We start from the raw sequence: 22,381 nt of genomic DNA on the forward strand, positions 1-22,381 counted from the left end.
ACTCTCGCCGGGATTCGCCTCGAAGTTCACCGCACAGTAGTTCCACGACCTTCTCCGATCGACGCCGAACGCGGATCTCGGATGCCTCCATCGGCCCACACCGCCGGATCGGGCATCCCCAGACAACTCCACACGGGTTTGGGGCGCACGCCGTCCGCTCGGGGCGCGACCCATGCGCCCCGAACGAACGTTCCACGCCCCAAACCCGGAAGACACTCACAGGAAGGCAGGAACATGACACCTGCAACCGCCACCCCGATGCGCACGCGCACCGGGCCCATCCCCACCCACACCCACGAGCCCGCCATCGAGATCATCGGCCGCCGGGGACCCCGCTACGACGAGATCCTCACACCCGACGCGGTCACGTTCCTCACGCAGCTGCACCACCGGTTCGGGGCACGCCGCCACGACCGGCTCGCCGACCGCTTGCGCCGCCGGTTCGAGATCGGCAACGGGCACGACCCGCAGTTCCGCGGTGACACGGCGCACATCCGCAACGACCCGGACTGGCGCGTCGCCGGCGCAGGTCCGGGGCTGGAGGACCGCCGCGTCGAGATCACCGGTCCGACGGACCCGAAGATGACGATCAACGCGCTCAACTCCGGCGCGAAGGTCTGGCTGGCCGACCAGGAGGATGCCACCAGCCCCACGTGGAAGAACGTGATCGAGGGGCAGCTGAGCCTGCGCGACGCGATCCGCGGCGAGCTGTCCTTCACGAGCCCCGAGGGCAAGCGCTACGAGGTCACCGCCGCACAGACGCCGACGATCGTGATGCGCCCCCGCGGCTGGCATCTGCCCGAGCAGCACCTCCGCTTCACCGACCGCACCGGCCGCACGATGGCCGCGTCGGGCTCGCTGGTGGACTTCGGTCTCTACTTCTTCCACAACGCGCAGGCGCTCATCGCCAACGGACGCGGCCCGTACTTCTACATCCCGAAGCTCGAGTCCAGCGAAGAGGCGAAGCTGTGGGACGACGTGTTCACCTTCAGCGAGGCGTACATCGGCATCCCGCACGGCACGATCCGCGCGACGGTGCTCATCGAGACGCTCCCGGCGGCGTTCGAGATGGAGGAGATCCTGTTCGAGCTGCGCGACCACTGCGCGGGGCTGAACGCCGGCCGATGGGACTACATCTTCTCGATCATCAAGAACTACCGCGGTCGCGGCGCACGGTTCGTGCTGCCGGATCGCAGCGAAGTCACGATGACCGTGCCGTTCATGCGGGCCTACACCGAGCTGCTCGTGCAGACCTGTCACCGGCGGGGCGCCTTCGCGATCGGCGGGATGAGCGCCTTCATCCCGAATCGACGCGACCCCGAGGTGACCGAGCGCGCGTTCGAGAAGGTCGCCGCCGACAAGAAGCGGGAAGCTGGCGACGGATTCGACGGCACCTGGGTCGCCCATCCCGATCTCATCGCCGTGGCGCGCGCCGAGTTCGACGCGGTGCTCGGCGACCGCCCGAACCAGCTGGATCGCCGGCGGCCGGAGGTCGAGGTGACCGCGGCGGAGCTGATCGATGTCCACATCGGACGCCCGATCACGGCCGCCGGCGTCTACGGCAACGTGTCGGTCGCGATCCGCTACATCGAGGCGTGGCTGCGCGGACTCGGCGCCGTCGCGATCGACAACCTCATGGAGGATGCCGCGACCGCCGAGATCTCTCGCTCCCAGGTGTGGCAGTGGATCCACCAGGACCGCTCCACCGAGGACGGCACGCAGATCACGCGCGAGTACATCGAGCAGCTCATCGCCCGGGTGCTCGGCGAGGTCGAGCGTCGCGGCGACGACCGTTTCGACGACGCCGCCGAGATCTTCCGAGAGGTCGCGCTGGGCGAGGACTTCCCTGCCTTCCTCACACTGCCGGCGTACGCCAAGTACCTCGTCGAGACCGCGTGACCCACTGACGCGTTTCGTCTCGTCGCTTCGCTCCTCGCTCAACGACCGGATGGTTGTCTCCTCCCCGGTCGTTGAGCGAGCGCAGCGAGACGAAACGCGTCACCCGATGCATCCGACACCCATTCGAAGGAATTCACATGACTCTCTACCAAGACGACATCGACGCCATCCGGGCTCTGAAAGAGCAGCACGGCTCCGCATGGGATGCGGTCGACCCCGAGTCCGTCGCCCGCATGCGGGCGCAGAACCGATTCCGGACGGGACTGGAGATCGCCCAGTACACCGCCGACATCATGCGCCGCGACATGGCGGAGTACGACGACGACTCGTCGCTGTACACCCAGTCGCTCGGCGTCTGGCACGGCTTCATCGGGCAGCAGAAGCTCATCTCGATCAAGAAGCACCTGAAGAGCACCAACAAGCGGTACCTGTACCTGTCGGGGTGGATGGTCGCCGCGCTGCGCTCCGAGTTCGGCCCCCTTCCCGACCAGTCCATGCATGAGAAGACGGCGGTGCCGGCACTCATCGAGGAGCTCTACACGTTCCTCCGCCAGGCCGACGCGCGTGAGCTGGATCTGCTCTTCACGCAGCTCGACGACGCGCGCGCGGCCGGCGACGAGACCGCGGCCGAGTTCATCCAGTCGCAGATCGACAACCACGAGACCCATGTGGTGCCGATCATCGCCGACATCGACGCGGGCTTCGGCAACCCCGAGGCGACGTATCTCCTCGCCAAGAAGATGATCGAGGCGGGGGCCTGCGCCATCCAGATCGAGAACCAGGTGTCCGACGAGAAGCAGTGCGGCCACCAGGACGGCAAGGTCACCGTTCCGCACGAGGACTTCATCGCGAAGCTCAACGCCGTGCGCTACGCGTTCCTCGAGCTGGGGATCGACAACGGCATCATCGTCGCCCGCACCGACTCGCTCGGTGCCGGTCTCACGCAGAAGCTGGCGGTCAGCCGCGAGCCCGGCGACCTCGGCGACCAGTACAACGGCTTTCTCGACGTCGAAGAGATCGCCGAGGACTCGCTGCGCGACGGCGACGTCATCATCCGTCGCGAGGGACGGCTGCTGCGCCCGAAGCGCCTGGCCAGCAACCTGTACCAGTTCCGGCCGGGCACGGGCGAGGACCGCGTCGTGCTGGATTGCATCACGGCGCTGCGAAACGGCGCCGACCTCCTGTGGATCGAGACCGAGAAGCCGCACGTCGAGCAAATCGCCGGGATGATGGACCGCATCCGCGACGCCATCCCGAACGCGAAGCTGGTCTACAACAACAGCCCCTCGTTCAACTGGACGCTCAACTTCCGTCAGCAGGCCTACGACGAGCTGGCCGAGCGGGGAGAAGACGTCTCGGCGTACGACCGGGGTGATCTGATGAGCCCCGAGTACGACGACACCGAGCTGGCGCGACGGGCCGACGAGAAGATCCGTTCGTTCCAACGCGACGGGTCGGCGCGGGCGGGGATCTTCCACCACCTCATCACGCTCCCGACGTACCACACCGCGGCCCTGTCGACCGACGACCTCGCCAAGGGCTACTTCGGCGATGAGGGCATGCTCGCCTACGTCAGAGGCGTCCAGCGGCGCGAGATCCGCGAGGGCATCGCGACGGTCAAGCACCAGAACATGGCCGGCAGCGACATCGGCGACAACCACAAGGAGTACTTCGCCGGCGACGCGGCCCTCAAGGCCGGAGGCCAGCACAACACGATGAACCAGTTCAGCTGACCCACGCACGCCCCGGCCCGCGCACCCCCGCCGGGTCGGGGCGTCTGTCCGGACCCGCGCCGGCCCCGGTGCGGGCTCCCGTCCCGCGAGACTTCAGTGGAGCGCCGAAACGTCGTTTGCGGCCCGCTGTTTCGGCGCACCACTGAAGTCTCGCGGAATCGGGGGCGAGCGGGGGACGAGCGGCTGAACCGCGGGGCGGGGCGGACTACGCTCGAAGGCGTGACCGAACGCGCACCGCTCTCCCGCAAGCTCTCCGCCATCGCCGAGTCGGCGACCCTCAAGGTCGACGCCAAGGCGAAGGCGCTGCAGGCCGCCGGCCGCCCCGTCATCTCCTACGCGGCGGGCGAGCCCGACTTCCCCACCCCGCAGTTCATCGTGGATGCGGCGGCGGAGGCGCTGCGCAATCCTGCGAACTTCCGTTACACGCCTGCGGCCGGACTCCCGGCGCTGCGCGAGGCCATCGCCGCCAAGACGCTGCGCGACTCGGGCCTCGAGGTCGACCCGTCGCAGATCATCGTCACGAACGGCGGCAAGCAGGCCGTCTACCAGGCCTTCCAGACGGTCGTGAACCCCGGCGACGAGGTGCTGCTGCCGGCACCGTACTGGACCACGTACCCCGAGGCGATCCGCCTGGCCGACGGCATCCCCGTCGACGTGTTCGCCGGAGCGGACCAGGACTACAAGGTCACCGTCGAGCAGCTCGAAGCCGCACGCACCGATCGCACCGTGGCGGTCGTCTTCGTCTCGCCCTCGAACCCGACCGGCGCGGTGTACACGCCGGAGGAGACCCGCGCGATCGGCGAGTGGGCGGTCGAACACGGCGTCTGGATCATCACCGACGAGATCTACCAGAACCTCGTCTACGCGCCCGACGGTGCGGACGCGCCCGTGAAGGCCGTCTCGATCGTGGAGGCGGTTCCGGATGCCGCGGCCCAGACGATCCTCGTCAACGGCGTGGCCAAGACGTATGCGATGACCGGATGGCGTCTGGGCTGGATGGTCGGACCCGCGGATGCCATCAAGATCGCGGGCAACCTGCAGTCCCACCTGTGCTCGAACGTCAACAACATCGCCCAGCGCGCGGCGATCGCTGCACTGTCGGGTCCGCAGGACGAAGCCGAGCAGATGCGCCAGGCGTTCGACCGGCGCCGCCGCACGATCGTGAGCGAACTGTCGAAGATCGACGGCGTCACGGTGCCGACCCCACTCGGCGCGTTCTACGCCTACCCGGACGTGCGGGGACTGCTGGGCCGCGAGTGGCGGGGCAAGACACCGACCACCACCCTCGAGCTGGCCGATCTGATCCTCGAAGAGGCCGAGGTCGCCGTGGTTCCCGGCGAAGCGTTCGGTCCTTCGGGCTACCTGCGCCTGTCGTACGCGCTCGGCGACGAGGCGCTGCGAGAGGGCGTGCAGCGCCTGCAGCGCCTGTTCGCCTCGTAGCCGAAGAGACCTCGCAGAACGCGGATGCCTCGACCCGAGGCATCCGCGTTCTCGCTCTGTCGATGCGGTGCTCCCCCGTTCGTCGTCCCTCATGAGGACGACGAAAGGACACCCCATGGGACGACGACTGGCGATCGCGATGGAACTGGCTGCAGCGCTGGCGAACCTCGCGCCCCCGCACCCCGCCCTCCTGAACCGATTCACTTGCGCTATATGTACGCGAATGCGCACGATCCGCGTACGTTCAGCGCAAGTGAAACCATTCACGGGCCAGGCGAGGGCGTGGGGCGCGCGACGGCGCGGGCGGAGACGACGGGTCTAGAGCTCGACGTTCACGAGCACCGGCTCGGGCTGCAGGATCAGCCCGAACTCGGACTGCACCCTGCCCTGGATGAACCGCGCCAGCTCGGCGATCTCGGCGGCTGTGGCCTCGCCACGGTTCGTCAGGGCCAGCGCATGCTTCGTGGACAGGCCCGCGCGCGAGCGCGGCAGCTTGAATCCCTTGCGCACACCGGCATGCTCGATGAGCCAGCCGGCGCTCACCTTGACGTCGGACTCCGCAGTGGTGGGTGCCGGTACGTTGCCGTCGAAGTTGTCGAGCGGGATGACGAGGACGGGATCGAGGTCGGGATGGACGGGCCAGCGGGGGCACTCGTCGGGAAGCGTGCGGGCGAAGGATGCCGACACCACGGCGTTCTGGAAGAACGACCCCGCGCTGTAGGTGTCGGGATCGTCGGGATCGAGCACCATCCCCTTGCTGCGGCGCGTCTGCAGGATCCGGTCGCGGACCCAGGCGAGGGTCACTTCGTCGTCGGGTCCCAGGCGCAGGGCGGTGCGCAGCTGGTCGCCGGCGATGCGGCGTGCACCAGGACCGACCTCGGGAAGGTCCAGGGTCACCGACAGGATGACCGCACGACGCGCCGGCGCCGATCCGTAATGGTGCTTCAGGACCGATGTGCGGAACCCGAGGCCGAGCTCGGACGCGGGGACCGTCGAGACCTCGCCGGTCGACTCGTCGAGCAGCTCCACCTCCGACAGCGTCTGGACGATCTCCTGCCCGTACGCGCCGATGTTCTGGACCGGTGCCGCGCCCACCGTTCCCGGGATGCCCGACATGGCCTCCAGCCCGCCGAGGCCCTGCGCCACCGCGTAGGCGACGAGGTCGTCCCAGTCGTGACCGGCCTGCACGGTGACGCGCACGCGCCCAGGCAGCGGCGAGGGCATCCGCTCGATGCCCCTGGTGAGCACGCGAACGACGGTGCCGCCGAACGGCTCATCGCCCATGAAGAGGTTGGAGCCGCCGCCGAGCACGAGCCATTCGTCGCCGGTGGACCACACGTCGCGCAGCGCGTCGATCAACTCGTCGGTCGTGCCGGCGTCGATCATCCGCTCCGGCGCGCCGCCGGTGCGCAGCGTGGTCAGCCGCGAGAGCGGGATAGGGGTGACTTCGGGCATCCGTCAGACGATCCGCACGCGCACCTGCGCTTTGACCAGCACGGTCGCACCCTCGTACGACACGGTCAGGTCGATCCGGGCGGACTCCTCGTCGACCGCACCCACCTTGGCCACCACCGTCACGTCGGCGCCCTGCTCAGCGTCGACCACGACCGGCTTGGTGAACCGCACGCCGTATTCCAGGATGCGGCCGGTGTCGCCGAGCCACGGTTCGATCGTGCCGACAGCCAGGCCCATCGTGAGCATCCCGTGCGCGAGCACCCCGGGCAATCCGACGGCCGCGGCGACGTCGTCGCGGTAGTGGATCGGGTTGAAGTCGCCGGATGCTCCGGCGTAGCGCACGAGCGACTCCCGCGTCAGATGCACCGTCCGCTCGGCGACGACGTCGCCGACGGTGAGATTCGCCAGCGCGCTCACGCCTCACCCTCCCCCACGAGCAGGACGGACGTCGTGGTGACGACATGCCCGCCGGCGGCATCCGTGATCTCGGACTCGCTGGTGACCATCGCGGCGGCGCCCATCGCGCGGATGCCGGTGACCGACAGCTTCGCCGTCAGCTCGTCGCCCGCGACGATCGGCCGGGAGTAGCGGAACTTCTGCTCCGCGTGCAGCACGTTCTGCAGCACGATGCCGGAGTCGGGCTCGCCGAGAAGCTGCTGGAGGGTCGCGTCGGTGACGACGATCGCGAAGGTGGGCGGCGCGACGACGTCGGCGTAGCCCAGAGCCTGCGCGGCGGCGGGGTCGGTGTGCTGGGGGTCGTCGGCGAAGACGGCGCGCGCGAACTCGCGCACCTTCTCGCGGCCCACGAGGTAGGGGGCCGTCGGCGGGAAGTCGCGGCCGACGAGCTCGGGGTTCACTGGCACCAGCCCATCCTACCGAGCGGGTCCGGGACGCCCGGCCCGGGAACTCCGGCCCGGGCTCCGGCGTCGGCGGCCGTCAGGCGGCTGGGCGGGCACGGCCGCGCCACGCGCGCAGCGCCATCTGCACCGCGATGAAGACCAGGTACACCGCGAAGAGCACGTTGGCGAGGAACGGGTCGAGCAGCACGGCGGCCCAGGCCCCCAGTGCGGTGGTGGTGCACGCCGCGAGGCCGACGATGACGGCCGCGACGAGATCTACATTGCGCCGGCGCAGGTTGCCGATCGTGCCCGACACGGCGGTCGGGATCATCATGAGCAGCGACGTGCCCTTGGCCACCAGGTCGCTCGTTCCGAACAGCACCATGAGCGCAGGGACCACGATGATGCCGCCGCCGACACCGATGAGACCGGAGAGGATGCCGGTGACCACGCCGAGCACCACCAGCGCGATACCGGTCGGCCAAGTGAGGGCCAGCTCGGCCTCGCGCGAGGGGATCACGACGAACAGGCTGACGATGACCGCGACGAGGAACGCCACGAACGCCCATCGCAGCACCGTGAGCGACAGACGGGGCAGCAGCCACGTGCCGATCTGCGCGCCCACCACCGCTCCGGCGGCCAGCAGCAGGGCGGGGATCCACGCCACCGAGCCGTGCACGGCGTAGGAGACGACGCCGACCGTCGCAGTGGGCACGATCGCGGCGAGGGAGGTGCCGGCGGCCAGGCGCTGGTCGAAGCGCAGGAACAGGACCAGGAAGGGGACGATGACGGTGCCCCCGCCCACGCCGAACAGACCCGACAGCAACCCGGCGAGGAGCCCGATCGCCACGCAGGTGACGTAGAAGCGGGTGTCGTGCGGCGGACGGTCGGTGTGAGCCGCGCTCATTCGTTGTAGAGGTCGTCGATGGCCCACCCGCCGTCGGCAGCGACCAGGGTGTAGTGGTACACGGTCGCTCCCGGCGCGGGATCGGTCGGCTCGCCGTTCTCGTCGACGAGCGCGGTGTAGGTCTCGTTCGTGGTGACGGTGATCTCGTCACCGACGGTCTCGACGTCGGTGACCCTCACCTCGTAGTCGTCGAAGTTGTCGTCGAAGCCGTCGGCGTTGGCCTCGAACGTCGCGCAGTCGGTGAATCCGCTCGCCGTGCGGAAGTGCTCCGTCGTCGCGGCCGTGAGGGAGTCGCAGTCGCCGTTCTGCCACGCGTCGTCGTAGAGCTCGACGGCGGCCACGGCCGCGCGCTCGTCGTCGGATTGGGCGGCGCCGTTGCCCGACGACACCGAGAGGATGAGAAGCGGGATCAGCACGGCGGCGGCGATGACGATGCCCAGCAGCACCACGCCGAGCACCACCCACACGATCCACAGCTTCGACTTACGCGGCTCGGTGGCGGCGGTGAACGCGCCGCCGCCGGAATCCGCTCCCGGGTACCCCTGATGCGGGAACCCCGGCTGAGGGAAGCCCTGCTGCGGATACGCGGGCTGGGCGTAGCCGGGCTGAGCATCGGATGTCGGAGCGTAGGCGGTGGCCCCCGCCGCCGGGTGCGGCGCGGCGGTGTCGCCGGGAGCCGCCGCAGATGCCGCGTACGCAGCTTCCCCGAGGGTCGCCCCGTCCGGGACGCCCGGCGCGTGCTGGTCGCCGGACGCCTGCTGCGACGCCACGATCTCGGCCTCCGTGGGGGCCGCGGACACCTCCGGATCGGGCTGGGCGACGTGCTCCGTCCACTGCGCGCCGTCCCACCAGCGCAGCGCGCCGTGGCCGTCGTCGTACCAACCGGGAGGAGTCGTCGTCATCCTCAAACCCTATCCCCGCGTGGCCCCGCCACAACCGCCCCCTCAGCGGCCCAGCACGGCGCGCGCGCTGCGCTGCGGTCGCAGGTCGAGACGACGCAGAAGCTGGGCGTTGAGCGCCACCACCACTGTCGACAGCGACATCAGGATGGCCCCGACCGACATCGGAAGCACGAACCCGAAGGGGGCCAGCACCCCCGCCGCCAACGGCACCGAGACGAGGTTGTAGCCGGCCGCCCACCACAGGTTCTGCGCCATCTTGCGGTAGCCGGCGCGCGAGAGCTCGATGACCGACAGCACGGAGCGCGGGTCGCTCGAGGCGAGGATGACTCCCGCCGACGCGATGGCGACATCCGTCCCGGCGCCGATCGCGATGCCGACGTCGGCGCGTGCCAGCGCGGGCGCATCGTTGACGCCGTCGCCCACCATCGCCACGCGCAGCCCCTCGCGCTGCAGCTCCGCCACCTTCTCCGACTTGTCCTCGGGCCGCACGCCGGCGTACACCCGGCGGATGCCGAGGGTGTCGGCCACCGCCCTCGCGACGGTCTCCGCGTCGCCGGTGATCATGACGACCTCGATCCCGAGCGCGTGGAGGGCGTCGACCGCTTCGCGGGACTCGGGCCGGATCTCATCGGCGAGGGCCAGGCCGCCGATGATCTCGCCATCGCGCACCACGTGCAGCACGATCGAGCCCTGATCCCGCCAGGCGTCCGCGGCATCGACGCCGTCGGCGCCGAGCTCGTCCAGCAGCCGGGGGCCGCCCACCCGCACGCTCCGTCCTTCCACCTCGGCTGTGACTCCGACGGCGGGCGATGAGGTGAAGCCCCGTGCGGGCGTGACGGCGAGGCCTCGCTGCTGCGCGGCACGGACGATCGCCCGCGCGAGCGGGTGCTCGCTGTCAGCCTCGGCCGCGGCGGCGAGGGCCAGCACCTCGTCGGCGTCGAGCCCGGTCACGGCAGACACGTCGACGACCGTGGGCTCGCCCTTGGTGAGGGTGCCGGTCTTGTCGAACAGCACCGCGTCGATCGTGCGCATGCTCTCCAGCGCCAGGCGGTCCTTGATGAGCACGCCGCCGCGCGCCGCGCGTTCGGTGGCGATCGACACGACGAGCGGGATCGCGAGGCCGAGCGCGTGGGGGCACGCGATCACGAGGACCGTGATCGTGCGCACCACCGCCTCGTCCGGCATCCCGATCGCCGTCCAGACCACGGCCGTGAGCGCCGCCGCACCGAGCGCGAACCAGAAGAGCCAGCCCGCCGCGCGGTCGGCCAGGCGCTGCGCATGCGAGGTGGAGTTCTGTGCGTCGGCGACGAGACGCCGGATGCCGGCGAGCGTGGTGTCGTCGCCGGTCGCCGTGACCTCCACCCGCAGCCCGGAGTCGGTCGCGACGGTCCCCGCCGTCACCGGGTCCCCGATTCCGCGCGCGACGGGGCGGGATTCGCCCGTGACCATGGACTCGTCGAGGTCGGCGCGTCCGTCCACGATGCGGCCGTCGGCGGGCACACTGCCGCCGGGGCGGATCAGGACGACGTCGCCCACCCGCAGGTCCGCGACCGCGACCGTGACGAGGCGGTCACCCTCGATCCGCTCGGCCTCATCCGGAAGCAGGGCCGCGAGCGAGTCGAGCGCCGAAGTGGTCTGGGCGAGCGAGCGCATCTCGATCCAGTGGCCGAGCAGCATGATCACGATGAGAAGGGCGAGCTCCCACCAGAACTCGAGTTCGTGGTGCAGCAGCCCGAGGCTCGCACCCCACGACGCGACGAAGGCCACGGTGATCGCCAGACCGATCAGCAGCATCATGCCCGGGCGGCGACTGCGCAGCTCCGCGATCGCTCCGCTGAGGAACGGCCGGCCGCCCCAGAAGAACATGACGCTGCCGAGCACCGGCGAGATCCAGCTCGCCCACGCCGCGTCGGGCAGCCGGTACCCGAGCACCATGGCGAACATGCCCGAGAAGGCGACCACGGGCACGGCGAGGACGAGGTTGATCCAGAACAGCCGCCGGAAGAGGGCGACGTGGTCGGCCCCGTGCCCCGCGTGCCCGCCGTGGCCGGCGTGCGATTCGTGGCCGGTGTGCGCGTCGTGGCCCGCGTGCTCGTCGTGGCCGGCGTGCGCCACGTGCCCGCCGTGGGCAGCGTGCGAGACGTGAGCGTGACCGGCGTGGCCGGCGTGGGAGTCGTGACCGTCGTGCGGTTCGTGCGCCGGAGCCGGATGCTGGTGCATGCCGTGGTCGTGGTGCGTCTGCGGGTCGGTCACGTGGTCTCCTCGTCGCGCTTGTCTGTCGTTTATACCCCCATGGGGTATCAACGACAATCCGCGATGCACGAGGGGTATTCCCGCTGGCCCGTGATCGCGTCACGATGTCGGTACGTGCGGTCACACTGGAGGCCCTCGAGCTTGATGACGCGAAGGAGCGGGAATGGACATCATCCTCGTCGCCGGACTATGGATGGGCGGCTGGGCCTGGTACGAGGTGGCGCCTGCGCTCGAGCGCGCCGGTCATCGACCCGTCGCCCTCACGCTTCCCGGCATGGAGTCGGCCGACGCCGACAGATCCGCCGTCTCGCTCGCCGACCAGGTCGATGCGGTGATCGCCGCCATCGACGCGGCGGCGGGCGACCAGGTCGTCCTGGTGGGCCACTCGGCCGGGGCGGGCATCGTGTATGCCGCTGCCGACGCGAGACCTGAAAGGGTGGCGCGACTGATCCTCATCGGCGGGTTCCCGACCCCCGACGGCGCCCCGCTGCTCCACGGCTTCGAGCCGGTCGGCAGCGACGTCCCGCTGCCCGAGTGGGACCAGTTCGACGAGGCCGACCTGCGAGATCTGGGCGAAGCGGGCATGAAGGCGTTCCGCACGTACGCGGTGCCGTCACCGGCGGGAGTGGTCACCGGCATCCAGCGTCTGCACGACGAGCGGCGCCGCAGCATTCCCGTCACCGCCGTGGCCACCGAGTACACCGTCGCTGAGCTGCAGGGATGGATCGAGGAGGGCGCGGCGCCGGTGCAGGAATTCACGCATCTGAGCGACGTCACGTTCATCGATCTGCCGACGGGCCATTGGCCGCAGCTGACGCGACCGCGACGGCTGGTCGACCTGATCCTCGCGCAGCCGCCCCTGGGGGACGGCACGATGGAGCCCGAGCTCGAGACGATCAGCGCGAAGGACTTCCACGCATCCGAGGGAGTGGCGGACTGGCGCGTCCTGTACTGGGGAGCGCACGCGTTCTTCCGCACCGGGACCTTCGGCCAGGGCGCTCGCCTCGTGTCGGAGATCGCCTCGATCGCAGAAGGGCTCGAGCACTTCCCGGATGTGGATCTGCGTCCCGAAGGCGTCTTCGTCAAGACGTTCAGCCGTCGCGACGGAGCACTCACCCGGGCCGACGCCGAACTCGCGGCAGCGGTCTCCCGGGCAGCCCGAGAGCTGGGTCTGGAGGCCGACCCCTCCGTGCTCACGGTCGTCGGCATCGCCGTGGCAGAGGGGCCTGGCGCGCATGTCCGCCCGTTCTGGAGCGCGGCGCTCGGCTACGACCCGCTCGGCGCTGAGGATGCGCTGGACCCGCTGCGGCGCAGTCCGCACGTGTGGTTTCACCCCCTCGACCCGCCGAAGACCGGCCGCGGGCGCACCCACATCGACATCTCGGTTCCTCGCGACCAGGTCGACGCCCGTGTGGCGGCCGCACTCGCGGCGGGCGGGCGCATCGCCGACGACTCCCACGCACCGCACTGGTGGACCCTCACGTCACCCGACAACCACGGCGTCGACATCGCCGCGTGGGCCGACGACTCCGAGTACGCCGGCTGACGTCTCGCCTCGCGCCGCGACCCGCCTCTTGCTCGGCAGGCCTCACCGAGGAGCGCCGAACGCGTCGAAGAAGCGATCGCGGAAGGCATCCATGCGCCAGATCGGTGCGACATGGTCGGGGCGCAATCCGGGTCGCCACCGCCAGCCGGCGATCGCATCGAACACCGCCGGATCCTTCGCGATGATGCTGACCGGCACGTCGTGGCCGGCGCCTTCTCCGCTGACGATCGCCGACGGCTGGTGGTCGCCGAGTGCGATCACGACGAGGTCGGGATCGTCGACGTTCTCCAGGAAGGACAGGAGCGAGCCCAGCGAGTACTCGATCGAGCGGCCGTAGGAGCGCTGAACCTGGCGCGGGTCCTTCCACACCTCCGCGGCCGGCTCGCCGGCCTTCGGCTGCCCGTCGTACACCCGCCCGTCGCCCGCCTGGTCCCACGGGACCAGTTGCGGCAACGGCGCCCACGGCGTGTGAGACGAGACGAGGTCGATCTCGGCCATGACCGGCGAAGCGGATGGGACGAGCACCTCGTCGGCGAAGTGCTTCAGCGTGTACTGATCGGGGACGCGGGCATAGCTGAACGCGGGCCCGCGGTAGCCGACGTTCGTGCCGTCCAGCAGCGTGTCGTAGTGGTAGAACGACGAGCCGACGTCCCAGGGCCGCCGATTCGACGGCACATCGCTGACCGTGCGCCACCCGGCCTCACCGAACGCGGCGGCCAGGGTCAGCCTGTCGCTGCGGACGACCAGGTCGTAGACCGCCTGCGAGTCGACCCAGATCCCGCTCTGCAGCGTCGCGTGCGCGAGCCAGCTCACCCCGCCGAACGTCGGCGAGGTCAGCCATGCGCTCCGGGTGCGGTAGCCCTCGGCGGCGAGCATCTCGTCGCCGCGGGCGAGCACCTCGCGGACGCCCGCAGAGAAGCGCGACTCATCGAGCGCGACCCGGCCGTAGCTTTCGACGAAGACGATCACGATGTGCTTGCCCGCCAGCCTCGAGACCAGCTGCGTGGCCGGCACTCCGGCGAAGCGGTCCGCCGCGATCTCGCGGGCGACGGCCGCTCGTGTCTGCAGTGCCGCCACGGTCCGCGATACGGCGGAGCCGACGGAGCTGGTGGATGCCGCGGCCGCGACCGGGTCGGCGACGCCGAGCGGGGTCGCGACGGCGGCCGCGACGATCCACGCGGCCGTGACCGCGGCGAGCGCGCGGCGACCCGATTCCCCACGGCTGCGGATCAGACGGTCCACCCGCATCGCCGCCCACGCGACGGCCGCCGAGGCGCCGACCACGGCTGCGCCCGCGGCGGTGAACAGACCGCTGGCCGGCAGCGCCCCGATCGCCGCCGCGACGACCCCGTAGGCGTCCCCCAGCTGCAGCCAGTCCAGCGGCACGAAGTGGATGCCGAGCGCCGACTGATAGCCGCGGTCGATCCCCGCGAGGAGGATGGCGATGCCGACGAAGCCGCCGAAGAGCGTCGCGAGCACGAGGCGCGGCACCCGCCACGGGGTCAGTGTCAGCAGGAGCAGGATCACAAGGGACTCCACCGGGAGGCGCACTAGCTCGGCGACGGAGCCCGAGGCGAGGGCGCCCGGGATGGACGGCACCACGAGCAGGATCGCCACGGCCAGTCCCACCGCGGCGCGCGGACGCCACCGGCCGCGCCGCTGGTCACCGGGCACGCCGCTCACCGACCGCTGGGAGTGACGGCCTCCGCTCGTGCCGAGGCCTGGCGCCCATCGGTGTCGAGCATGCCGAACCGGTCGGAGAGCGCGTAGCGCAGCAGCACGACGTCGCCGATCTGATGGCTCTCCGCGAGATGCGCGCGGCGGGCGGCCGTCCACGGGTAGTTGCCCGGCCCTACGACGCGCGGGGCGCGGGTCTCGCCCACGAAGAAGGGCGCGACGACCAGGTGCATCTCGTCGACGAGATCGGCGCACAGGAATTGCGTCAGGATCGTGCCGCCGCCTTCCACCATGAGGCTGCGGACGCCGTAGTTCTCACCGAGGTGGTCCAGCAGTGCGCTCATGGTGACGCAGTCGTCTCCGAGTCCGACGACGCCGGCACGCCCGGCCAGCCGCTCTCGAAGCGCCGCCTCACGCTCCCGAGGGCAGTACACCACCCGCGCGCCGTCGCCGGTCACGAAGAACGCTGCATCCGCAGACAGGTCGCCGCTCGCCGTGACTGTCACCTTCATGGGCGACTCGGCGCGCCCGGCTGCCCGCCGGAGGGCGCGGCGGTCCGCGTCGCGCACCAGCAGACGGGGGTTGTCGCGGCGCACGGTCGAGGCCCCCACCATGATCGCGTCGTGATCGGCGCGGACCGCATCGACCCGGTCCAGGTCGGCCGCGTTGGACATCGCGAGCCGGTGCGGCTCGGCGCTGTCGAGGTAGCCGTCGATCGACATCGCGCAGCTGAGGGTGACGTACGGTCGCTGGCTCATCCGGATCTCCTGCTCCCGATCATGCCCCTCGGGGGCACGCGGCGGAAGCGCTCCCGCAGCAGGACGAGTGCGCCGGGCGCGACGGCGACGAGCGTCAGCACTCCGAACGCTGTCGAGACGGCCAGGCCGGCGGCCGCGCCCAGACCCATGAGGGCGAACGCGGATGCGGAGACGGCCTCGCGCGGCCCCCACCCTGCCACGTTCAGCGGAAGAGCGGAGGCGGCCAGCACGATCAGCGCCGCGATGCCCAAGACTCGGGGGTCGGTGTGCAATCCCGCCGCGACACCGGCCACGACGAACGTGGCCGCGTGGGCCGCCACGACGACCGTCGAGGCCACGGCGATCGCCACCATCCGCCGCGGCGAGGCGAGCACGGGTCGCAGGATCCGGTACTCCCGTCGCAGCAGGTCCCGCCCACGGCGCGACGCGGCGACGACGCCGACGGCGAGGGCGGTGAGCGCGGTCGCGACAGCGGTGACCGCGGCCAGCGGCGCCAGCGGTGAGGTGAGCCCGAGCGGCAGCAGCACGGCGAGCGTGAGCGCCAGCTGCACCAGCTGACCGGCGATGCGTTCGGCAGCGACGGCCCGGGCGGCCATGTCGAGGCGGTCCTGGCGCCGTCCGTGCGCGACGGCGCGATGCACGTCCCCCACGACACCGCCCGGCAGCACGACGTTGAGGAACTGCGAGCGGTAGTACGCCCCGAACGCCTCGTGCCACCGCAGCGGCAGCCCGAACCCGCACGAGACCACCCGCCACCGCCAGGCGGCGGCCGCCGTGGCGGCAGCGGTGAGCGCGAGCGCCGCGGCGACGGCTGCGGGCGACACGGCGCTGAGTCCGTTCAGGAACGATCCCACGCCCACGACCGCGATCGTGGCCCCCACCACCACGACGGCCGCGATGACGCGTGCGCCGGAGCGCACGCCCGCAGGCACGGCGCTCAGCGCGGCCATGTCAGCAGGTCCTGGTGGGCGACGTCCACCCGGAGGCGGCCGGCGGTGAGCTGCGAGCGACCGCGACGTCGGAAATCCTCGGCTGCCGGGGCGAGCTCTGGGCGCTGCTCCACGGCCGCGTCGACCCAGCCGTCCAGCCATTCCCCGACGAGCGCGCTGTGCTGCCGGCCCAGACGCCAGGGGGTCGCCGCGGTGCGGACGTTCCAGCCCGCGTCGCGGAAGAGATCTGCGACGACGCCCACGGCATCGGGCCCCAGCATCCGTCGTCCGTCAGCGTCGCGCCGCTGATGATCGTTGAAGGCGCGGGCGATCGCCGACTCGACGACCTCGTCGTCGGATGGCCGCAGCCGCACCTCGCCGGTCACCGAGAGCGAGAACAGCGCGGGCGCGCCGGCCGAGAGGCAGGCGCGCACGATGCGCTCCGCCTCCTCGCCGGTGACGACGTCGAGGAGGGCGGATGCCGTGACCGCGGAGGCGCCGTGGAACGCGTCGGCGGGCAGCTCGGCGAGGTCCTCCACGACGACCTCGGAGAGGATCGGCGCACCGGTCGCGTCGACGGCGGGCGCGAGGTCGACGTGCTGGAGGATGCCGGCATCGCCGTCGCGCAGCACCCAACGCTGAGGTCCCGGCAGCCGCGGCGCCAGCCACCGGGTCATCGAGCCTGTTCCCGCCCCGAGATCATGCATCACGATCGGCGCGGGCGAGCGCCGGAGGATCCGCCCCAGCCGCTGCGCCAGCTCGGCCGACCGCGCCGCATCGTCAGCCGGTGCCCGCAACGCCAGCCATCCCGCGGTCGCCGTCGAGATCGAGCTCATGCCGCCTCCAGTGTCCGCGCCACCTGAAGCACCGCATCCGCCCACGTCGGCAGCTCCTCGCGCGCGGCCAGCGCCTCATCGCGCAGGCGGGCGCGCAGCGCCGGATCCGTCAGCCAGTCGCGCAGGGCCCCGGCAAGCGCCGTCGCATCACCCGCGGGCACCACCCGTCCGCCGCCGGCGGCGAGCGCGTACGGGATGCCGCCGACGTCGGCGCCGATCACCGGGAGCCCGTGCGCCCGGGCCTCGGCGATCGCCATGCCGGCGCTCTCCACGCGCGACGGCGCGACGAGCACGGCGCTGCGCCGATACGCGTCGGCGAGCGCCTCCCCGCCGAGCGCTCCCACGAACCTCACCCGGTCGCCCAGCGCCGCGGCCGCGTGCCTGACGGCCGCGGCGTACTCGGGGTACGCCTGGGTCGAGCCGACGATGGTGCACGTCCACGGCTGGTCCCCGAGCGCAGCCAGGGCCGCGAGCAGCGTGTCCTGGCCCTTGTGCGGAGCGACCACTCCGACGCACAGCAGCGCACTCGGGTCCCGTGGTGCCGCGGGTTCCGGCGGGAGGTGGACGCCCGGAGCCGCGACGGTGATGCGATCCGCGTCGGTCAGGCGACGCCGGACCAGCTCCTCGGCGGTCCACCGCCCGGTCACGATGAGGCGGTGCGCCGCGCGCACGGCGCGGCGCTCGGCCTCGGCTGCGGCATCCGTCACGTCCGGGAAGGCGGCGGCGACCATGTGAGCGAGCAGCACGACAGTCATGCGGCTCGCCGCCGCTTCGACCGCGGCCGGCGCCCAGCCCGCGACGAGTCCGTCGATGAGCACGAGCATGTCATCGGGCAGTCGGTCCAGGACGGATGACGCCTCTCCGCCGTCGGCGATGCCCGCCGCGACCACGACCCAGCCGTGGCCCGGCAGCCCGTCGCGGATGTGCCGGTCGTACACGTTCCCCCCGCTGACTCGACGCGGGTCGTCCACGTCCGCGGGAAGCAGGAAGCGCACCGACCGGCCGCTCGTCACAACGTCACCTCGTACGACGCCCAAGCGACGTGCGACTCGTGCAGGGTCACCGTGATCCCCGTGAGTGACGGATCGCCGAGCGCACCCTCTCGCACGCGCGCGGCCAGACGGTCGCCGATGATCTGGCACAGCCGCTCGGTGGTCGTGTTCACCCCCTGCAGGTCCGGCTCATCGTCGAGGTTGCGGTACGACAGCCCGCCGACGATCTCGCGAAGGGCGTCGCCGGCGCGGCCGATGTCGACGACGAGACCGTCGGCATCCAGGTCCGCGGCCCGGAAGGTGGCGTCGACGACGAACGTCGCGCCGTGCAGGTTCTGTGCCGGCCCGAACACCGCCCCGCGCAGGCTGTGGGCGATCATGAGGTGGTCACGCACGGTCAGCGTGAAGGTCATGCGGTCTCCTTCGGCTCGGGCGGCGTCGTGTCGGCGTCACTCCAGTCGATCGTGTGGCACAGGACATCGGCTGTACCCTCGGCGAGGGCCGCGGCGATCTCGGGCAGGTCGCGCCACGACGACGTGCCACCCAGCAGCGCGTCGTACGCCGGGTCCGCGAGCAGGCGCAGCGCGAGTGCCAGCCGCTCGGCGGTGGTGCGCGCCGCTCGGCGGGCCGGGGCGACCGCACCGACCTGACTTGACCTGATGGTCAGCCGCCGCGCGTGGAAATCCGCGCCCAATTCGAGCGGGACGGCGCGGCTTCCGTACCAGCTGGCGACCACCACCTCGCCGTCGGCGGGTGCTGACCGCAGAGCGTACTGCAGCCCGGCAGCGGTGCCGCTGGCCTCGATGACCACGTCTGCCGTGAGGGGATCGTCCGGCGTCGCGAACTGCAGCCCGAGCGTCGCCGCGGTCTGCGCCCGCGCCGGGTCCACGTCCACGACCGTGACCGCGACACCGGGCATGCCCTGCGCCAGCCGGCCGATGGCGCAGCCGATCATGCCCGCGCCCATGACGACGACGTGGTCCCCGATCATCGGCCTCGCGTCCCACAGGACGTTGACAGCGGTCTCCACGGCGCCGGCGAGCACCGCGCGCCGCGCGGGCACATCCGGGGGAAGCGGCTGCAGGAGCGCCGCCGGCACGACTGATCGCGACTGGTGCGGCAGCAGGCCGAAGACCGTGCGACCCCGCAGCCCTTCTGGACCGTCCTCGACTTCACCGACGTTGAGATAGCCGTATTTCACGGGGAAGGGGAAGTCGCCACCCTGGAACGGTGCGCGCATGCGGTCCCGCTCCGATGCGGGCACCTCGCCGCGCGCGACGATCGTCTCCGTCCCCCTGCTGACGCCGGTCCACAGCGTGCGCACGGTGGCTTCCGCCTCTGCGGGCGACGGCAGCGGCTCTGCGCGGAACTCCCCCTGCCCGGGGCCGGTCAGCCACCAGGCGATCGCGGCATCCGGAACCTCATGCTGAACCCCCGCGGGTACCTGCGTCGTGTTCCTGGTGTCCGCCATGAGGAATACACGGAGCGCGCATGGGAAAAGTTCAGTGGATGCCGTGGTGGTGGGCTGCGTCGGGAGGCGCGGCGCTGGCGGCGCTGGGCGTCGTATGGCCCTTGGCGCCGGCGGGGTGGGTGGCCGGCGCCGGCTATCTGGTGATCTCGGCCGGTTTGCTCTCGCGCGGGCTGCGCGAGACCCGTTCGTCGCGGTTCGGCCCCGCGAACGCGGTCACGGCGACGCGATCGGTGCTCGTCGGTCTGGTGACGGCGATCGTGGTGGGATCGCTGTGGGCCCCTGCGCCGACGCTGCTGCTGGTCGCACTGGCGGCATGCGCGCTCATCCTCGACGGCGTGGACGGCTCCGTCGCCCGGCGCACCGGCAGCCAGAGCGAGCTGGGAGCGCGGTTCGACATGGAGGTCGACGCCTTCCTCCTCCTGATGCTGAGCCTCTACGACGTGCGCTTCGTCGGCTGGTGGGTGCTGTCGATCGGGCTGATGCGCTATGCGTTCGTCGTCGCCGGATCCGTGCTGCCATGGATGCGCCGCACGCTGCCGCCTCGCTACTGGCGCAAGGTCGTGACGGCGGCGTGCGGCATCGCGCTCACCGTCGTCGCCGCCGAGGTGCTGCCCGCGGCGGCGGACCTGCTCGTGGCCGGGGCGGCCCTTCTCCTGCTGGTCGAGTCGTTCGGCCGGGACGTCATCTGGCTCGCCCGGATGAACCGCGCCGACGCCCGGCTCGTTTCCCTGAAGAAGGCGTCGTCCTCACCTCAGGAAGAGAGCAGGTAGCACCATGACCGGGACATCGCACGACTCCACCACCGGCACCAGCACGCGCACGCTCTGGGTGATGCGCATCCTCAGCGCTCTGGCGCTGGTGGCGGCAGGCGGCATCCACCTCTTCCTCGTGTTCAACGGGGTGGGCGGCATCCTCGGCGTGCTGTTCGTGCTCAACGCGATCGCCGCACTGGTCCTCGCGGTGGGGATGCTCGTGCTGCACGGCAGGCTTCTGCAGGTGGCGACCGTGCTCAGCCTGCTGTTCCTCATCGCGACTCTGCTCGCCCTGATCCTCGCCCTGACCGTCGGCCTCTTCGGGATCACCGAGACGTGGGACTTCACCCTGGTGCCCGAGACGGTGATCGTCGAGTCCATCGGCATCGTCATCCTCGCGATCACCACCGTGCTCGTGCTGCGACGGGCGCCGGCCGGCCACGCACGGTGACGCCGGCTCAATCCCAGGCGGCCACCAGCATCCAGTGGTCATCGACCTCCTCGACGTCCATCACACGCGTGCGGTGATCCACGTCGCTGCGGGCGGTGAACCGCCAACTCTGGAAGAGCCGGCCCCCGTCGGAGCGGGTCGGCGTGTCGATGACCCGCCAGCGCTCACCCTCGACGACGAGGCGAGCGGGACGGCCGTGCTCACACCAGACCTGAACATCTTGCCGGAGTGACAGTCGCATAGCGCCTCGCCTTCATCGAATCTATGTTCGATGCTAGAACGCGCTGCGGCTTCGCGCAATGTGTTGCCGAGGATCAGGCGGAACGCTCGGCCTGCGCGCCCGCGGCGGGCGGGACGGCAGCGAGGTGGATGGCCGCCACGCCATCGCGGAGCGCGCCCACGGGGGTCTCGACCGTCTCGTACTGTGACGTGAACCCGTTCTCGTCGACCACCGTGATGGTCACCAGCACATTGCCTCGTCGCGGCAGCCGTGACGAGGTTCGCGCGAAACGCTTGGTCTTCATGCACCCTCCGGTCCCCCACCGTAGCGAGCAGCGCCGACATCGCGGCGAAGCGGCACGCGGACAGCCGCATCCGGCAGCGGCATCCGGCGCCGCCCTCGGGATGCCGCATCCGCTGTCTATTCCGGCCAGGCGTTCTCGCGGATGATCGTCACGAAGTCCTGCCGCTGGAAGGTCGGGTCGAAGTGAGCGAGGACGTCGTCGTTCATGGTGCCGAAGGTCGTCTGCGGTCGATGTGCCATGCCGTCGTTGAAGGCGCGCAGGATGCGGTTCTTGAAGTCCGGCCGAGGATGCGCGGCGACCACGTCGGCCCGCTGCTGAGGCGTGATCTGCTCGAGTTCGAAGCCGAGGACGTCTGTCTCGACGCCGAGCGTGACCACCGCCACCTCGGGCGCCAGGTGCAGCGGCACCTCCGGCGTGGTGTGCAGCGCGATGGCGAGCCAGACGTTCCGCGCCTCTTCGTCGCTGCGACCGTGATCGCGCAGGAACCCGTAGGCCGCGTCGGCGCCGTCGATCTCGAAGCGCTGCTCGGACCCCCGGTAGCCCTGCGTGAGTCCGAGGTCGTGGAACATGCCGCCGACGTAGGCGAGCTCGGGGTCGACCTGAAGACCGCGTGCGGCGGACTTCAGCATCCCCCACAGGAACACCCTGCGGGAATGGTGGAACAGCGTGTCGTCGGCGGAACGGCGGACGAGCTCCGTCGCCTCGCGGACCAGTCGGGTGTCGGGGATGGCGATCCCTGCGATCGTCTCACTCATGGCGTCTCCTCCGTGGCGGGTCGGGCGTGGGGCCGGGACGACCCGGCACATTCCACGATCCGCCCCGTCCAAGGGTCACCGCCCCTCGGACCCGGACAGGAATGCCTCGAATCCGGACAGCTCCCTGGCGCGCCGCGCCCGCTCCCGTGACCCCCGACCCCACCGCCACGCCCTTGACCGCGAGACTTCAACGGAGCGCCCAGACTGCACGCCAGAACCGAAGTCTCGGCGCCCCACTGAAGTCTCGCGGCACAACCACGTG

At 71.1% G+C, this 22,381-nt stretch carries 22 protein-coding genes; 6 read left to right on the forward strand and 16 right to left on the reverse strand.

Annotated elements, in window-relative coordinates; all coding sequences use genetic code 11:
• Positions 1-234: 234 nt before the first annotated feature.
• From aceB to C9992_RS06415, 3 genes are all read left to right on the forward strand, one after another.
• Positions 235-1,899: a malate synthase A gene (gene aceB, locus C9992_RS06405; RefSeq protein ID WP_407662222.1), complete on the forward strand. Its 1,665-nt coding sequence runs from the start codon at positions 235-237 to the stop codon at positions 1,897-1,899.
• A 137-nt stretch (positions 1,900-2,036) separates the two neighbouring features.
• The gene (locus C9992_RS06410; RefSeq protein ID WP_106814778.1) at positions 2,037-3,632 is read left to right on the forward strand and encodes an isocitrate lyase; all 1,596 of its coding nucleotides are present in this window, start codon (positions 2,037-2,039) and stop codon (positions 3,630-3,632) included.
• Between the two features lie 219 nt (positions 3,633-3,851).
• Positions 3,852-5,072 carry a pyridoxal phosphate-dependent aminotransferase gene (locus tag C9992_RS06415; RefSeq protein WP_200826244.1) on the forward strand — a complete coding sequence of 407 codons (1,221 nt, stop codon included), beginning with the start codon at positions 3,852-3,854 and terminating at the stop codon, positions 5,070-5,072.
• A gap of 318 nt (positions 5,073-5,390) precedes the next feature.
• On the opposite strand, the gene C9992_RS06420 is transcribed toward C9992_RS06415, so the two are convergent.
• The 6 genes from C9992_RS06420 to C9992_RS06445 form a co-directional block, all read right to left on the reverse strand.
• On the reverse strand, positions 5,391-6,527 hold the full coding sequence (locus tag C9992_RS06420; RefSeq protein WP_106814779.1) for a UDP-N-acetylmuramate dehydrogenase: 1,137 nt from the start codon (positions 6,525-6,527) through the stop codon (positions 5,391-5,393).
• 3 nt (positions 6,528-6,530) lie between these two features.
• On the reverse strand, positions 6,531-6,935 hold the full coding sequence (locus C9992_RS06425; RefSeq protein WP_106815291.1) for a MaoC/PaaZ C-terminal domain-containing protein: 405 nt from the start codon (positions 6,933-6,935) through the stop codon (positions 6,531-6,533).
• A gap of 5 nt (positions 6,936-6,940) precedes the next feature.
• Positions 6,941-7,390 carry an FAS1-like dehydratase domain-containing protein gene (locus tag C9992_RS06430; protein WP_106814780.1) on the reverse strand — a complete coding sequence of 150 codons (450 nt, stop codon included), beginning with the start codon at positions 7,388-7,390 and terminating at the stop codon, positions 6,941-6,943.
• A gap of 73 nt (positions 7,391-7,463) precedes the next feature.
• Positions 7,464-8,273: a sulfite exporter TauE/SafE family protein gene (locus C9992_RS06435; protein ID WP_106814781.1), complete on the reverse strand. Its 810-nt coding sequence runs from the start codon at positions 8,271-8,273 to the stop codon at positions 7,464-7,466.
• A complete protein-coding gene (locus tag C9992_RS06440; RefSeq protein ID WP_106814782.1) occupies positions 8,270-9,175 on the reverse strand; it encodes a DUF2510 domain-containing protein in 906 nt (301 codons plus the stop codon). Before C9992_RS06440 ends, C9992_RS06435 begins: the two co-directional genes overlap by 4 nt.
• 42 nt (positions 9,176-9,217) lie before the next feature.
• Positions 9,218-11,395 (reverse strand): heavy metal translocating P-type ATPase, encoded by a 2,178-nt coding sequence (locus C9992_RS06445; protein ID WP_106815292.1) that lies wholly within the window; start codon positions 11,393-11,395, stop codon positions 9,218-9,220.
• Positions 11,396-11,591: 196 nt separating this feature from the next.
• On the opposite strand from C9992_RS06445, the gene C9992_RS18335 reads away from it, so the two are divergent.
• The gene (locus C9992_RS18335; RefSeq protein ID WP_235008068.1) at positions 11,592-12,974 is read left to right on the forward strand and encodes an alpha/beta fold hydrolase; all 1,383 of its coding nucleotides are present in this window, start codon (positions 11,592-11,594) and stop codon (positions 12,972-12,974) included.
• Between the two features lie 42 nt (positions 12,975-13,016).
• Here C9992_RS18335 and C9992_RS06460 read toward each other — a convergent pair whose 3' ends face one another.
• The 7 genes from C9992_RS06460 to C9992_RS06485 are packed head-to-tail and all read right to left on the reverse strand — an operon-like array spanning position 13,017 to position 19,637.
• On the reverse strand, positions 13,017-14,657 hold the full coding sequence (locus tag C9992_RS06460) for an alkaline phosphatase family protein (protein ID WP_106814783.1): 1,641 nt from the start codon (positions 14,655-14,657) through the stop codon (positions 13,017-13,019).
• Positions 14,654-15,409 (reverse strand): RibD family protein, encoded by a 756-nt coding sequence (locus C9992_RS06465; RefSeq protein ID WP_106814784.1) that lies wholly within the window; start codon positions 15,407-15,409, stop codon positions 14,654-14,656. The genes C9992_RS06460 and C9992_RS06465 overlap by 4 nt, the downstream gene beginning before the upstream one ends.
• Positions 15,406-16,359, reverse strand: coding sequence for a lysylphosphatidylglycerol synthase transmembrane domain-containing protein (locus C9992_RS06470; protein WP_146145302.1), 954 nt, complete (start codon positions 16,357-16,359; stop codon positions 15,406-15,408). Before C9992_RS06470 ends, C9992_RS06465 begins: the two co-directional genes overlap by 4 nt.
• Positions 16,347-17,174, reverse strand: coding sequence for an SAM-dependent methyltransferase (locus C9992_RS17940; protein WP_146145303.1), 828 nt, complete (start codon positions 17,172-17,174; stop codon positions 16,347-16,349). The genes C9992_RS06470 and C9992_RS17940 overlap by 13 nt, the downstream gene beginning before the upstream one ends.
• The gene (locus C9992_RS06475) at positions 17,171-18,187 is read right to left on the reverse strand and encodes a glycosyltransferase family 4 protein (RefSeq protein ID WP_106814786.1); all 1,017 of its coding nucleotides are present in this window, start codon (positions 18,185-18,187) and stop codon (positions 17,171-17,173) included. Before C9992_RS06475 ends, C9992_RS17940 begins: the two co-directional genes overlap by 4 nt.
• Positions 18,184-18,579: a 6-pyruvoyl trahydropterin synthase family protein gene (locus C9992_RS06480; RefSeq protein ID WP_106814787.1), complete on the reverse strand. Its 396-nt coding sequence runs from the start codon at positions 18,577-18,579 to the stop codon at positions 18,184-18,186. Before C9992_RS06480 ends, C9992_RS06475 begins: the two co-directional genes overlap by 4 nt.
• Entirely contained in the window at positions 18,576-19,637 is a 1,062-nt protein-coding gene (locus C9992_RS06485; protein ID WP_106814788.1) for a zinc-dependent alcohol dehydrogenase, read from the reverse strand. Before C9992_RS06485 ends, C9992_RS06480 begins: the two co-directional genes overlap by 4 nt.
• A gap of 20 nt (positions 19,638-19,657) precedes the next feature.
• On the opposite strand from C9992_RS06485, the gene C9992_RS06490 reads away from it, so the two are divergent.
• Positions 19,658-20,407, forward strand: a complete 750-nt coding sequence (locus C9992_RS06490; RefSeq protein ID WP_106814789.1) for a CDP-alcohol phosphatidyltransferase family protein — start codon at positions 19,658-19,660, stop codon at positions 20,405-20,407.
• Positions 20,408-20,411: 4 nt separating this feature from the next.
• On the forward strand, positions 20,412-20,840 hold the full coding sequence (locus C9992_RS06495) for a hypothetical protein (RefSeq protein ID WP_106814790.1): 429 nt from the start codon (positions 20,412-20,414) through the stop codon (positions 20,838-20,840).
• A gap of 7 nt (positions 20,841-20,847) precedes the next feature.
• Here C9992_RS06495 and C9992_RS06500 read toward each other — a convergent pair whose 3' ends face one another.
• The 3 genes from C9992_RS06500 to C9992_RS06510 form a co-directional block, all read right to left on the reverse strand.
• Positions 20,848-21,081, reverse strand: coding sequence for a hypothetical protein (locus C9992_RS06500; RefSeq protein ID WP_106814791.1), 234 nt, complete (start codon positions 21,079-21,081; stop codon positions 20,848-20,850).
• Between the two features lie 73 nt (positions 21,082-21,154).
• Positions 21,155-21,364 carry a hypothetical protein gene (locus C9992_RS06505; RefSeq protein WP_106814792.1) on the reverse strand — a complete coding sequence of 70 codons (210 nt, stop codon included), beginning with the start codon at positions 21,362-21,364 and terminating at the stop codon, positions 21,155-21,157.
• A gap of 116 nt (positions 21,365-21,480) precedes the next feature.
• Entirely contained in the window at positions 21,481-22,119 is a 639-nt protein-coding gene (locus C9992_RS06510; RefSeq protein ID WP_106814793.1) for an HD domain-containing protein, read from the reverse strand.
• Between the last annotated feature and the right edge of the window lie 262 nt (positions 22,120-22,381).

Source organism: Microbacterium timonense, assembly GCF_900292075.1.
GTDB lineage: Bacteria > Actinomycetota > Actinomycetes > Actinomycetales > Microbacteriaceae > Microbacterium > Microbacterium timonense.